General features: G+C 40.4%; 10 protein-coding genes. 3 read left to right on the top strand and 7 right to left on the bottom strand.

Going from position 1 to position 13,932, the window contains the following annotated elements:
- Positions 1-310, top strand: a 310-nt coding sequence (locus tag T487_RS0111210) for an IS30 family transposase (protein ID WP_031577222.1), incomplete at its 5' end; no start/stop codon positions are given.
- Positions 311-525: 215 nt separating this feature from the next.
- Here the strand turns inward: T487_RS0111210 and T487_RS0111215 are convergent.
- Genes T487_RS0111215 through T487_RS0111225 form a run of 3 tightly spaced genes read right to left on the bottom strand, consistent with a single transcriptional unit; the run spans position 526 to position 4,083 of the window.
- The gene (locus T487_RS0111215; RefSeq protein ID WP_031577223.1) at positions 526-888 is read right to left on the bottom strand and encodes an Imm70 family immunity protein; all 363 of its coding nucleotides are present in this window, start codon (positions 886-888) and stop codon (positions 526-528) included.
- A gap of 58 nt (positions 889-946) precedes the next feature.
- Positions 947-2,164, bottom strand: a complete 1,218-nt coding sequence (locus T487_RS16015) for a hypothetical protein (protein WP_051651684.1) — start codon at positions 2,162-2,164, stop codon at positions 947-949.
- A complete protein-coding gene (locus T487_RS0111225; RefSeq protein ID WP_031577225.1) occupies positions 2,161-4,083 on the bottom strand; it encodes a hypothetical protein in 1,923 nt (640 codons plus the stop codon). The genes T487_RS16015 and T487_RS0111225 overlap by 4 nt, the downstream gene beginning before the upstream one ends.
- Before the next feature lie 617 nt (positions 4,084-4,700).
- On the opposite strand from T487_RS0111225, the gene T487_RS0111230 reads away from it, so the two are divergent.
- Positions 4,701-4,910, top strand: a complete 210-nt coding sequence (locus T487_RS0111230; protein ID WP_031577226.1) for a CD1845 family protein — start codon at positions 4,701-4,703, stop codon at positions 4,908-4,910.
- Positions 4,911-4,985: 75 nt separating this feature from the next.
- Positions 4,986-6,383, top strand: a complete 1,398-nt coding sequence (locus T487_RS0111235) for a relaxase/mobilization nuclease domain-containing protein (RefSeq protein WP_031577227.1) — start codon at positions 4,986-4,988, stop codon at positions 6,381-6,383.
- Positions 6,384-6,388: 5 nt separating this feature from the next.
- Here the strand turns inward: T487_RS0111235 and T487_RS0111240 are convergent, their stop codons facing one another.
- From T487_RS0111240 to T487_RS0111255, 4 genes are all read right to left on the bottom strand, one after another.
- A complete protein-coding gene (locus T487_RS0111240; RefSeq protein ID WP_031577228.1) occupies positions 6,389-7,162 on the bottom strand; it encodes a DUF1883 domain-containing protein in 774 nt (257 codons plus the stop codon).
- A 118-nt stretch (positions 7,163-7,280) separates the two neighbouring features.
- Positions 7,281-9,419, bottom strand: a complete 2,139-nt coding sequence (locus tag T487_RS0111245; RefSeq protein ID WP_031577229.1) for an ATP-binding protein — start codon at positions 9,417-9,419, stop codon at positions 7,281-7,283.
- Positions 9,419-10,792: an SIR2 family protein gene (locus tag T487_RS0111250; protein ID WP_031577230.1), complete on the bottom strand. Its 1,374-nt coding sequence runs from the start codon at positions 10,790-10,792 to the stop codon at positions 9,419-9,421. Before T487_RS0111250 ends, T487_RS0111245 begins: the two co-directional genes overlap by 1 nt.
- A 107-nt stretch (positions 10,793-10,899) precedes the next feature.
- A complete protein-coding gene (locus T487_RS0111255; protein ID WP_341349284.1) occupies positions 10,900-13,926 on the bottom strand; it encodes a type III restriction-modification system endonuclease in 3,027 nt (1,008 codons plus the stop codon).
- Positions 13,927-13,932: the final 6 nt, after the last annotated feature.

Consider the following 13,932-nt stretch of genomic DNA (forward strand, 5'->3'; position numbering starts at 1 on the left):
CTTTGACACTATTTTCCAGAGCATCACTTCCGATAATGGTTCAGAGTTTGCAGATCTTACTTCCTGTCTTGAACATACCGCTACCGAAGTTTATTATGCCCATCCCTTCTCTTCCTGGGAGAGAGGCGCTAATGAGCAGAATAACGGCATGATCAGACGGTTCATTCCTAAAGGTATCGATCCTCAGTCCGTTACCCCTGAAATGGTTCATAGAGTGGAATCATGGCTTAATCATTATCCTAGAAAGGTACTTGGTTACGCTTCTTCCTTTGATGTGTTCTACCAGTACACTTCATCCCACGCTGCCTGATTCCTCCATCACTTCCTCTTCCACTACCTGTTCTCTGGTATCACTATGTTTTGGTTATGTTTGAAGTTTGTTGCATTTAAATTTGACATTAGGCCAGATTTTTATCTTTGTAATCAATCAAATTGCGGTGGACATCAGTACACCGATCACATGGTAACCAACTCAAACAAAACCGCCAATACAGTAATTATCTCTAACGTTGAAACTTCTCTACTTTAATTATCTGTCCATCCTTGGCATATCACATCCACTTCCATGTAATACGCATAAGTCAAAATGCTAACCACCTCAAACAGCAAATCCTTACCATCGGAAGTAGTATATAGGTTTCCACAAGCGGTATCGATTCCGCTAAGGTTACTGCTCCAAGGAGCTTCAATGGAACGATTATTCTTATCGTATACCGTATTGGAAGGTGTGATTTGGGAGAAGGCATCCCGGATGAGGTTGAAATGATTCGCAGTTTCAAAGGCATTCTTTGCACTGCATTTTCCTGTATTTAGAAAATTCATTGCAAGGTTTATGTTCTTTTCATAGAATCCAAGCGAACCTCTGCTGTCGAGAGAACAGAGTTCCATATCCCCTCACTCCCTACATCTACATACCGCTTATTATCACTAGTTGCTATCATCATAATCAATACCTCAACACTACAACTGGAATGTCCGGATAACCATTTATCAAGCGACGTCTTATGCCGGCAATAGTATTTTCGATAAGTTCATCGGTGTAACTACGGCCTCTTACATCAAGAATAATTTCTTGCGTTGAACCTAACGGTAGATTGGCCAAGCGTTCTTTTACTTGGCGCTCTATTTCAGTAAATAGCGACTGCCGATTAGAACTCTGAGACAAATTATAATTTTTCACCTCTATAGCCTTTACCGTGCCATTTGGATTCTTTACAACCACATCAGGGCGGGTAGCCCCAGACGTGTTCTTTGGTACTTCTTTTCCGTTGAGGTACGATACTTGTTCTTTAGAGTTCTTAGTGCGGTTCAGGACGGTAACTTCAGAATCTCTGGGTGTAGGGATCGTTCTTGAAGAACGAAGGATTTCTAAACCTTTACTGGCACCTCCCGTGATAACACCGGTAATAGCACCCCATTTGAAACTTTTGCTACCTTCAAGAGCTGCAGCTTTTATTGCTTCGTCGAAGTCGCCAGTTTGAAATCCCATAATCGTTCCGGCAGCCATAGCACTGATTGTTCCGGAGGCAAGAGCGTAAATAGTACCTGTTTCGGCTGCAGATGAGAAAATCATGCTGACTGCCGCAGGTGCGCCAACACCACTAGAAACAACGGATACAGTCACACAAACAAGTATTACACCCGTACCGATAGTGACATCCCTGATGATACGATCATATGTATCATCGTAGGCTGCAAATTCTTCTACAATAGTTTCTCCATTATCATCGAGGGAGAAGATATATCGAGTCCCCTGGAATTGAGCGTCCAGTTCCTCTAATGTATATCCGAAATACATGTTAGACTGTGAGTTAAAGGCCACCTCTTCGAGGTATTCATCAGACACATATACGGCGTTCACGCTTTCAATAATGTAATCATCACTGTCAAACCGTGCCACCAAATCTGTATAAAAATTATCCTCTACATACTGAAGCAAATTGGGGTCGCTGAGGCTTGCAAACTCGACAGGGGCATCTTCTTCAAATATGATATCATCGGATGTGCTATCCTGTGTATTATCAATTTCCTCTATATCAGGAGCTGAGGAATCCTCAATATTGGACGATTCGATTGGGTTTGTATCCTGGTTCTGAACCGGTTGCAGCGAACATCCAGTCAGCAGCATCAACACCGCAAGAAGAAGAGCAGTTACACGTTTCATTCTTCTGTTTCCTCCTTCTCAACTATAACATTCACCTTTGCTAAATAGTCTTCTTTGCGGTTAAGTGCAAGTACGACAGAGATAATTGCTACGACTGCGATACCACCAATCACGAAGGGTGTAACATTTGGGGGATTTTCTTTATCCACCACCGGAACATCATCTACTGGTTGATCTTCATCGACCGGTGGTTGTATTTCGGTAGAAGTATCGGTGGTAGGTTCATCGTTGTCAGTCGATGTTGACTCGGTTTCTGTCTCTTCAGGCCTAGGTTCTACGGGTGGAGCCATAACTTCAACGATTCCGTCTTCACGAACAATTGCACCAGCTTCAATCTGAGCGTTAAGTTCAACAATACTCATACCCGTTGCAGATAAGGCTCTTAAGTAATTGTTTGTGCCTACATAGATTGTCTTTGTGGTTTCTTCGCTTGTGTACAGATTTTTCACGGTAAAGGTATAAACGCCTTCACTGGTATACTGCTCCCCATCTTTTGCAGGATGGTTGAAACGCACATCCTCGGTCAAATAGCCATCCGTACCAACATCAATGACAGAGCGTTGGACATCGATAGTGAGATACTTTGACTTTGCCATATCCAGTTTAAATCCGTTCTCGGTAATCGCATTATTGGCAAGTTCTGTTCCAGTTAAACGATCAAATGGATAAACCATACAATTTCCATTCCGGATGGAGAAGTCGAACATTATTTTATAATTGGTATAGCTTGCCATGGCGTTGAATGGGCCACCCATAGTCTTTATTTCATAATTCAGGGAGACAACATAGTCACCTTCCTCAAACAACTGAACCTTGGTATTGGCACCGGTCGTAACGTTTGCATCAAGATAATCGGTGTAGATAATCGGCTTTTGTTCTTCGCCTTGCGCATTTGTGTATTGAATGATTAGTGTACCATGTTCAAAATTCGTCTGGTCAATTTCAAAGTAACGGTCATAGCCATTTGTATCTTCGCTGATAGAAAGATGCTTGTTTCCACGCAACTTATTAATATCCTCGGATAAGTGGAACCACAATGTAACCTTATCACCCACATTCTTCAAAAACACGGGAGTTTTATCAGATGTAGCAGTTTCACGGGTATAACCATTAACATAGAAATAGCCAATATCCCATCCATAATGAGGGTCATCCTTATCAATCGGCTTGTTACCAGAATAGCCATTGTCTTTCCCAGTGTTGACTTTACCACCTAATTTTTTCATCGGAGTTGCATCGGGGCTGTTTTCATCAGTTTGATTGAATACATAGAAATCATATACCTCTGCAACCTGTTTTTGCTCATAGTTTTTCTTGGTCACGAACAGGATTTTGGAATCCTCAACTCTGCGCTCCATCTTATAGGCTACAATCACTCTGTAATAACAACCGTTCTGAAGTTGTACATCCCTTGTCTCGTAGAAGCCGTCTGTATCGGCTTCTTCTTCAAAAATATCGGACATAAGAACATCTTCAGTCCAGTTGATACCGTCTAACGATGTTTGAAGAATCAAGACCCCGCTTTGGATTTTGGAATCCAAGGTCAAGCCGTTAACTTCCTTTCCACCATCATCAATCAGATGCCATTCTCTTTCCTTACGGTCTAGAACCCCTTTGTTAATTGAGTAAGTAAAGGATACATTTCCGTTATTCACCTCATAAGCAGGGAATGAATTAACATCAGAAGATGCTTTAACACTTCCACTGATGGACAATGTGCCAACGGCAGTGGATGCGGAAGGTGAATTTTCGCCCAGAATATAGTGGCTGCCTTTCTTCAAATCATATACATCCGCATTAATCGTCAGAGCGATATTGCTTGCATACGCCACTTCTGTTCCAAGCATACAGCATAGCAGCATAATGGCTGCGACGACTGTGGAGAATATTCTCTTCTTAATTCTACTTTTCATTTTCATTCCCGCTCCTTTATGGGCTCTTCACATTTTATTTTTGACGGGTCATATGACTAAAACAGCATTATTTCTACTGAAATCTATGCTCTATAAATGTGCCTGTAATGTTCACGAGATTATTGCCTCATTTGGGCAACTTGATTTTTAAGCAAGTCTAATCTAGTTTTCTATTTTGTATACTTTAACAATTGTTTTGGGAGAACTGCTTCTCATTTCTCCCAAAACACCCTTTGCTGTAATCGCGCTTCTTTTAATAATATACATCAGCATATTCCTGCAAATATATCATCAGCGCACATATCAAACCACCTTCCGTAGCTCATAAGAAGATATTTCCACAAGATAGCAGAAATAACATATAGGTTATCACACAACTGATGAGAAGTGCCTCCTTTTCTGGCATTAAGTGCTGTACTTTGTGGTAGAAACTGGTGCATTATTAGTGTTCTAATTGGATATACTTTATTTTACAATATAAAACGCTCCATAAGTCAGGGTGACTGAGAAAATTTCTATATTCTCATTATAAAAGAAAGAAATAAAAGTTACACCTTTTCGTAAGTAATTTTGATAACAGGAATTGTGACTTTTATTTATTCGGACTACATGCTTGCCGTTTGATGTACCAGCTGTCCACCATGGTACTGGGGATCGTGGCTTTTCTCTGCTTTGCCAATGCACTTGGAACCATGGTCCTGCTTCAGGATTTCCCGGAAGGCCTTAGATTGATGGGTCTGACCTGGCTGATGTGTCCCTTCGGACTGCCGCTGATCGCAGCCTTCCTGGTTGAGCTGCTTGGTGTATTCAATGATTCATTAAAAGCAATTTAGTAAGTATCAGGATATTGTTACTGGCGCAGTGGAGAAATCTGCTGCGCTTTTTTCATTTGGAAGGAGGTGCTCGTCGTGGCAACCACAAGATTAATCCCCATGCATGTCATTAAAGGTCAGTCCGTGGCCCACACGGTGCACGAGCGCCTTTCCTATGCAATCAATTCAGCAAAAACAAACAGCGGCCAGCTGGTAAAAGCTTATGACTGTGAACCGGAAACCGCCGCTGGAGAGATGCTGCTCTGTAAAAAAGAATATGAGACCTACATTGGGCGGAGTGAAGAGAATAAGAGCGACATCGTGCTCTATCAGATCCGGCAATCCTTCAAGCCCTGTGAGATCACTCCGGAGAAGGCCCGGGAGATCGGTTACGAACTGGCCATGAGCTTCACCAAGGGCAAGTACCAATTTGTTATATTCACTCATACGGATCATGCCCATATCCATAACCACATCATTTTCAATTCCACATCGATTGACCATACACAGAAATTCAGGAATTTCCTTGGCTCCAGTGAAGCGATCCGGAAAATCAGCGACAAGCTTTGCCTAGAGAACGGACTCTCGATCATAGAAGCTCCAAAACAGGGACCGTCTCATTACGGCAAGTGGCTGGGCGACAAAAAACCGCTATCCTGGCAAGAGAAACTAAGACAAACCATCGATACCGTCATGGCACAAAAACCAGCTGATTTTGATGCTTTCCTGAAGTTAATGGCGGAGAATGGTTATGAAGTTAAACAGGGACAGCATCTTGCATTCAAAGCTAGCGACCAGCAGAAATACACAAGATTGAGATCCCTTGGAGAAGGTTATTCTGAGGACGAATTGAGATCCGCGATTCTCAGAAAGACAATTCATACTCCAAAATCCAAATCTTCTTACCGAAGAACTCCGGACAAGATCAATCTCCTGGTGGATATCCAGGCAAAGCTTCTGGAAGGGAAAGGTCCAGGTTACGAGCGATGGGCGAAGGTTTTCAATCTGAAGCAGATGGCCCAGACCATCAATTTTTTGACGGAGAATAACATCACCGACTATGAAAACCTGGTTGAAAAAACAAAAGCTGTGACCGATCGATATCACGAACTGTCACAGCAGATTAAGGATCTTGAAAAGCGGATGTCTGAAATCACTGAGTTGAAGAAGCATATCATCAATTATTCAAGGACGAAGGATATTTACACTGCGTATCGGAAATCTGGATATAGCCATGATTACTATGAAAAAAACCCGGAAGCCATCTTAATCCATAGAGCTGCTAAAAATAGCTTTGACCTTTTGGTAGATAAAAAGATTCCTTCTATCAAACAGTTAAACAAAGAATATCAAAACCAAAAGCAAATCAAAAAGACCTTAAAAAAAGAATATTTACAGAATAAATCCGGATACAGAGAAATGGTAAACGCAACAACAAACATTAATATGCTTATTGGGATGGATAGGACTAAAGCCTATGATAAACAAAGATAGTTATTTTATACCCTCGCAACTAATTGTGCTATCTCATCAGCAATCTCTTCGATGGTATTTACGGCTGTATTTCGAGCTAACTTATCTGCTAAGGATGGGCTATAGTTAATAACCTCGCTCTTTGATATGTTATGCCATATGGGAAGAAGTATTTGCTCGCCTGAAATTGATTTTGTAATTATGCCGTCCAGCTCATAGTTTGCCCATCCTTTTTTTATAAAATCCCTCGATATGACTACTATGCCAAAACGACTATTGGCCAAGCCTTTATCGATCTTTCTGCGTAGACTATCTCCTATCTTTAATTCAAATTCATCATACCAAACGCTTATATTTCTTTCTTTCAAGGCGAATGCTAATGGACGGACGACATCATCTTTATCTTCAGATGCATGTGATACAAAAACATCAAATTGGGGCGTAAAGTCATCCTCGTTATTAACTCCGAATCCATGTTCATGTAGCAATGATGGCATTGAAGATAACGGCTTCTGTTCCACGCGTGGCAAAGCTGTGGGTAGAACTCTTACCGAACTCCTCACAATACCCTTAAGTCCCCTTAAATCTATTGCTACATACCAGTGGCCTGAATGAGTAGTTTGTAAGCGAATTGGAGATCGAGTAACTAACCCGCCGACATATCGGTATTTTCTACCATTTTTATAATTTGAAAAATTAGAGCTGTCTAATAGCTGTACATTTGCAGCACTACCAAAAAGAGTTATTTCAACAACTCGCCCTCTATCAAGATTACCTAAATCATATTGCTGGAAATTCATTTTAATCACCTCCAAGATTTTATTTTGGGTCAGGGACTCAAATTAGTTTTTAACGAATAGGATATTCGGTAATTTGGCAAGTGTATAAACACTTGCATTGCTTGCCATTCTTATTGCTCTATAATAACAAGTCATCAACTTCGTCAGCAATTTGGTTCTCTTCATGGCCTTCATCAAGCTGGCCATATTGCTGCCAATCTTTTGATATCTCAATCCAATTTACTTGCCCTTCTGATTTACATGTCCACACATCCCAAAAATCTGGATCGTTAGATTTTGGTCTGTGCTCTTCTTTCAGGTAATTCATTTGAACTAAAACCGGAAGTTCCGAAGCCCAACCCATCAAAATTGCGTTGCGGGAAGGCAATGATGGCAATTCTCTTAGCAAACCTCTTAAATTGTCTGGTACCAGTTTGTGCACTAATTCTTGGTCACGATCGTTGCTTATTCGATGCAGCAGAAACGTATTGCACTGTGATAATACTGTGGCAGATAATTCACTGGGCCTTTGTGATGAAAGAACCAAGCCTAATCCAAACTTACGACCCTCACGAGCAATTTTTTCAAATACCTGAGTGCACATTGCAGAAGCAGAAGTACCTTCGCCGTCTGTCTGATACTTTTTAATAAATGTATGTGCTTCTTCCATTACAATTGTTGTTGGCAGAGTATTTCCATTATTTATTTTTCTGAATCGCTGTAATGCCTCAAGCGTAGTTCTTGCGATTACTGCAGCAATTATATGAACTACTTCTGCAGGGACTAATGATAAATCGATGATTGTAATCGCACCTTCACTTGTGCTACTTGGGCAAATATACTCGTTTAACCAACCTGCCAGAGTCATCTCTGGGCAACCAGTTGTTATCATTTTTAGTCTTGTATCAGATAGGAGAGTGCGAATACGCATAAGCATCGTTTCAACATGTTCTGCAGTCCCCATTATTTCCGAATTTGCTTCGATACTTCTGAGCAGCTGATTCCCATCGAAAGGACGAGGTATATCAGCATCAATTGGCAATGAATCACTATCAGTACCACCAAATGCAGCATGGGCGATTTTTGCACATCTTAATAAATCTTCTACTTCAGATTTCCTAAAATCATGATGGGCGTATTGTACGCTTCTTGCTTGCACGAGGATGTCAATTTTGGTTCTTAAATTCTCCAATTTTTCTTTTTCATTATCTGAATATGAGTCATCAAGAACCAAATCACTTTGCCATTTCTGGATTTTTTCAAAAAATGATTTCGGCTTAGGGAATCCTCCCCAAGGAGTGCCGGCATTGTATTCAATTGTAATAACAGTAACAATTGTTCGAAGAAATCTTCGCATATCATGGCTTGGAGTTAGTGTTATCTCAAGTTTCCCATCCCGAACTGAGCGTAATGCTTGAATTAAGGTAGGTCGTTGTGCCTTTGTACTGGCCTGCGTGAATGCACACCATTCAGCACTATTCCAAAACCAAATAGGTACATGAAGTTGTTTCACGTTATTCTCTTCATCGGGCTCAACAGCAAATAGTCTTACATTTTGAAGCCCAGAGAAAGCCTTTGAATACTCTCCGTTTGGATCGAGAATTATGAATCTTGAATTGATAGAATTATCTGGTCTATCAGGCGAGCATTCCTTTTTATATTGTCCGGCAGCTTCAATTGACCAACGAATAACTCCTGCAACAGTACAAGATTTACCACTGCCCGTATTCCCCAGGATTGCTAAATGCCTTCCAAACAAACGATCAGGATCAATTGATACCACCGCATTACCTGCCAATGGACTAATCCCGATATTGACCCGCCTGTTTTCTCCTGATTCAACGATTGCTTTTAACTGATCTTGTGAAGGAAGTAAAACAGGATCCCCAACTGTTGGGTATATTTCAACGCCTCGCGAGAATGAATAAACTGACGATCCATTGGATAACTTTCTTTTTTCTTTTAAAATCCCTAATGGATTTAAACTCATTTTTCGTAGAGGGTAGGGAAGATCAATAACTCCGAAATCTTGCATGCCTTTTCTTTTTGGATATTGAGATCTCTCAATTGTTATCCATTCAATTTGAGACACAAGAAAGCCACTTTCACATGGAATTAAAACATAGCTGTTTATTCTTGGAAATGGCCTTGGAATGCCTGCATTTAATGCAATATCACTTGGTGCTTCAATATCTAAAAGCACTTTAATTTCATCTGGAGATACAAAATCAACACTCCCTATTCTCAAGGAATCAGCATACGCTAATGGTGTAATCATTAACTTTCCGCGCCTTCTTCAATATAGGTTGATTTACTAGACTCATCATATGCAGGACCATGTCTTTGCTTAAGTAGCTCTGCCATTCTTATTGTTGTGCGATCAATTGCTGGCTTAGGTAGAAAATTCTCAGTAAGTTTTCGTATATCAGCCAAATCTTTACCAATAATGAGACTAACTTGAGAGGCCCGCCCCAAATCAGCATAGAAATTTTTAATTCTACTCTGCTCGTCATCATAGGAAATAATAACAACATGTGTCGACGGAATTGTTAACATATCTCTAATTATTCGATTAATATGATCGTCTCCAAAACTATACCCGTAAATTACCAAAGTGCTATTCGGTCTACATAAGGCAGCAGCAAAATCACGGAACAATTCCACATAAGGATATTCTGACGTTTCTCTGTCCTTTGAAGAATTTGGATAAATCATTATTTTTGAGTGGTCTACACCCGAAAATCCAGGGAAATTAATGAATGGTTCAATATTTGCACCAAAAGGAAGGCCGATTCTTCTTATCTCTTTATTCGCCTCTATCCAATCTATTGAACCGTGTAATTTCGTATACCGCGCAACACCTTCAAGGTACCGTGGTTCACCTCTCATACCTGGCGGATTGTAATGCATGTCAATATCTAGCCTTGAAGATCTAAAAATAGGAGATAAATTACCAACAAAGCGGTCTATTAAATGTAAACCTGAAATCTCAGCGCCAGCTTCAATGACTCTGTCATAATTGGTTGTGAAGATGTTTAGTCGATCCCTAGTCCCTGTTCTACTACTAAAACTCATTAAAAACGTTGTAAGGATATTGAAGGTATCAATTCGTTTTTTCTCGTCTGATAAAATAATGCATGATTCACCAGCAGAGATACCAGCAACAAATTTATTCAACAAATCGCTATATTCAGTTCTAAGTTTTTGATACGCTTCTTGTTCGCCAATAATTTCCAGGCCGCACATTAGATCATTCATTACACGAAAATAATCTTCAATATTGCCCTCATTACCTCTACCGTTGTTCAAGGCACTTTTGGCAGCTGCAGCGTGAATTTTTTCTGCATAAGGGCAGTCTTCTTTTAATTCAGGTTTTCCCATACCGTTATAGGACACTTTTTCAGGGGATGCAATATATTGAATTCCAGTAGAAAGTCCGCTTCCAATTAGAAGTGATAAGTGTTCGGATTGAAATAAAGAAGTCAGCCATGGTTCTATTCTGTTGCGAAGATCGTTCACGGTAAACGAACCATCAGTTACCCATGTGTGTTTTGGTGAATCTGAACATACTGAATATTCTTCACTACTACCATTTTTACTTTCAAACGTTATTGGTAAGTGGTCATCTCTCACCTTAAGAATATTTTTCATTGTGGCGATACCTCCTTGGCATACGAAGAAGAATTTTAATGCTCACTAAGAGTAATTTGTTATTGTCCTCGGCATAATTAAATCTCCTCATTAAATTCACTTTCGGATCATCCTTGAACAAGTTCCCATAGCTTGTCGTAACTACTCACCACATCATATTTTATATTTTCGCCACTGATAGCCCGGAAATGCTCTCTGGCGCAGTGGGCTTTTGCTTTTTCAATTTCTCTGAGTTCCATAGAGGACATGTCACCTTTGGTTTCAGCAACAAAATAAATATGTTTGACTTTACCCTCATAGAAAGCAATTGCCCAGTCGGGATTGTATTTTCCAACAGGTGTATTTATATAGAATCCTTTTGGCAGTTTGACATATACTTCAACTTCTTGTGAGTGTGTCTCAAGCTGATTAGCAAAGTCGCGCTCATTGGTCGAGTCATAGATTACATAGTCATACAAATGCCGTTTTGCTTCTATGGCATTGACACCCAGAGCACCTTTCTTGAGATCCGGCTCAGTAAATATATTTGTGCTAAATTCAGATGTCAGCTTATCGTAGGTAATATGCTCAATAATCGCTGTAGCTTTCTGCTCGTTGATAATATTTGCTGCTCGCAGGATAAACTCTTCAGGATTATTCCCAAACTGGTCAAATATCGATTTTTCAATACCAACTAAAATTGAAGCTACCGCTTTGCGAGTCATACCAGTTTCAGACACGATCTTTCCAACGAGATCATACCGTACCAAACTACTAGCCTTCATTTCTAGGTAAGGGGATGCCTCCTCTCGAACCATATCAGCTCGAACAAAAGCCCCTCCGGCTTGCAGCTGAGCTTTGGATTCGATCTTTTTTGTTTGCTCGCCTTTCTCCACCTTGAAATATATTTTTGATACACGCAATTTGGAGTTCAGCTCAGTGATGGCTCTTTTGATCAGCTCATCCTCATCAAAGCTTACGGTATAGTAGCTTCGGCTGTTGATTCTTGACCAAAGTTCCTGGAAGGCTCTGCTATTCAATTTATCTTTATCGAGCGTCAAATTGACTGTATTTTTACGAGCGTTCTCTGGTTTATTAATATTAGGATCGTAGACAGAATCAAGCACAGAGATTACTTCATGGATTTGTCCAGATATTTCCTCTGGCACTTCAAGAGATCCACTTTGCTTTGATTCATAATACTTTTCTGTCAGTTCACCTCGCTTGATATAGCCGTTCTCTATCAGACTCTCATAGATAGCCAGTGCGATATCTTCTCCAAATTTCTCTTCAAATAATTTGGCTTGAACCTTGCGCGGACGATCGGCAACTGCTTCTGCAATTTCGCTTTGCAAGCCTTTTGCAAAACTATCGTAGCTTTCATTGGCGATAACAGTCAGAACATTGACATTGTGAATCTCTTCGTGAGAAAGGACATTTTCATCCATTCTCTCACCAACTTGGTTTACAGAGAGACGCAAACCACGTCCAACTTCCTGTCGCTTACGAACATCACTTCCACTTTGTTTCAATGTACATATCTGGAATACATTGGGATTATCCCAGCCTTCACGCAGCGCTGAGTGGCTGAAGATGAACCGGACTGGTTCGCGACGATCCAGAAGCCGTTCTTTGTCCTTCATGATCAAGTCGTAGGCATCAGAATCATCAGATGTACGTTCTTTCTTATCACCAAGTTTACTGTCGATTATTCGACCGCTTTTCTTATCTATTGAAAAATACCCAGCGTGTGTCTGATCAGCAGATATACTTTCAACGTACTTAAGATAACCATCTGCATCATCAAGAGAAAGCTGCATATTTCCAACTATAGCCTTATATTCTTCTTCAAATATCTGGGTATAGGTGCCACCCGTGGCATTTCCCTGATCATCGTATTGTCTGTATTTTGCTACCTCATCAATAAAGAACAAAGACAGTACCTTGATGCCCTTGGCAAACAATTGACGTTCTCTTTCAATATGGGAGTGTATGGTTTCTCTTATTTGAATTCGGCGCAACTGTTCTTCACTTACCGAACCAATTACATCGCCTGCATACAATTTTTTACCATTCGTAAATTCCACAGATGAATCACGTCCATCAATGCGAAGAACCGTATACCCATCCTTGTATTCTGCAAGTTCCCCAGAGTTATCAAAAAGGTTGTACCCTTCAGTGACAATTCTGGAAACCTTCCGAATACCTGTTTTCCCTTTAATATCAAATTCTATTGTTGCAGTTGGATTGCCCTTTGAGAGGTTGATGCTCTGAATATAGATATAGCCTTCAGTTGCAGTGCTCCCTGAAACAGAGATCCCCTTTACGGCGATTTTTTTAACAAGCTTTTTATTGTAAGCTTCAAGGGCATCAAGGCGATAAATCATATTGTAAACACTATCCGCCCGATGCGTTGCTGAATACCGCAGTGTTGCTAAGGGAGTGAATTCTTTTAATCTTTCTTTGGTTGCTGCACCTTCTACTGACTGTGGTTCATCGATTATCAGAATCGGATTTGTTTTAGCTAAAATATCAATTGGACGGCGAGAGCGAAAATCATCAAGTTTCATATAAATACGCCTTGCGTCTTTACCTCTGGCATTGAATGCTTGGCTGTTGATAATCATGGCATTAATTGAACTATCTGATGCAAAACGATCCAGTTCAGTTAGCTGCGCAGAGTTGTATATGAAGTAGCGGATCTTTTTACCGTAATCTTCAGCAAAGTGATCCTCTGTCATTTGAAATGACTTATAAACACCTTCACGTATGGCGACACTAGGGACGACAATAATAAATTTACTCCAACCATAACGCTTATTCAATTCGTACATTGTTTTGATATAGGTATAAGTTTTACCTACACCGGTTTCCATTTCAACGGTCAAGTTAAACCGTCCATCTAGTGATTCCGATGGCTTGATTTGGCCCGATCTTTGTATGCTGCGGATATTCTCAAGAACCTTATCGTCGCCAATAACCACTGGTGCATTATTGAAACCAGTAAAGCTTCGAGCATCTTCCAGGCCGATTTGTCCCAAACCTGGATCTATCATATAGGTCGGTGAGTGAAATGGCTGACCATTAAACACTTCACAAATCGCATTTGCAGCATCAGACTGAAATTTTTGATGCCTGAATCGTAATCTCATCATCTCACC

Origin of the sequence: Proteiniclasticum ruminis DSM 24773, assembly GCF_000701905.1 — a bacterium.
GTDB lineage: Bacteria > Bacillota > Clostridia > Clostridiales > Clostridiaceae > Proteiniclasticum > Proteiniclasticum ruminis.

Bases quoted from the DNA above. Each gene is read 5' to 3' on its own strand.
- T487_RS0111240 (WP_031577228.1), bottom strand. From the start codon at position 7,162: ATGAATTTCCAGCAATATGATTTAGGTAATCTTGATAGAGGGCGAGTT.
- T487_RS0111225 (WP_031577225.1), bottom strand. From the start codon at position 4,083: ATGAAAATGAAAAGTAGAATTAAGAAGAGAATATTCTCCACAGTCGTC.
- T487_RS0111215 (WP_031577223.1), bottom strand. From the start codon at position 888: ATGGAACTCTGTTCTCTCGACAGCAGAGGTTCGCTTGGATTCTATGAA.
- T487_RS0111255 (WP_341349284.1), bottom strand. From the start codon at position 13,926: ATGATGAGATTACGATTCAGGCATCAAAAATTTCAGTCTGATGCTGCA.
- T487_RS0111245 (WP_031577229.1), bottom strand. From the start codon at position 9,419: ATGATTACACCATTAGCGTATGCTGATTCCTTGAGAATAGGGAGTGTT.
- T487_RS0111250 (WP_031577230.1), bottom strand. From the start codon at position 10,792: ATGAAAAATATTCTTAAGGTGAGAGATGACCACTTACCAATAACGTTT.
- T487_RS16015 (WP_051651684.1), bottom strand. From the start codon at position 2,164: ATGAAACGTGTAACTGCTCTTCTTCTTGCGGTGTTGATGCTGCTGACT.
- T487_RS0111230 (WP_031577226.1), top strand. From the start codon at position 4,701: ATGTACCAGCTGTCCACCATGGTACTGGGGATCGTGGCTTTTCTCTGC.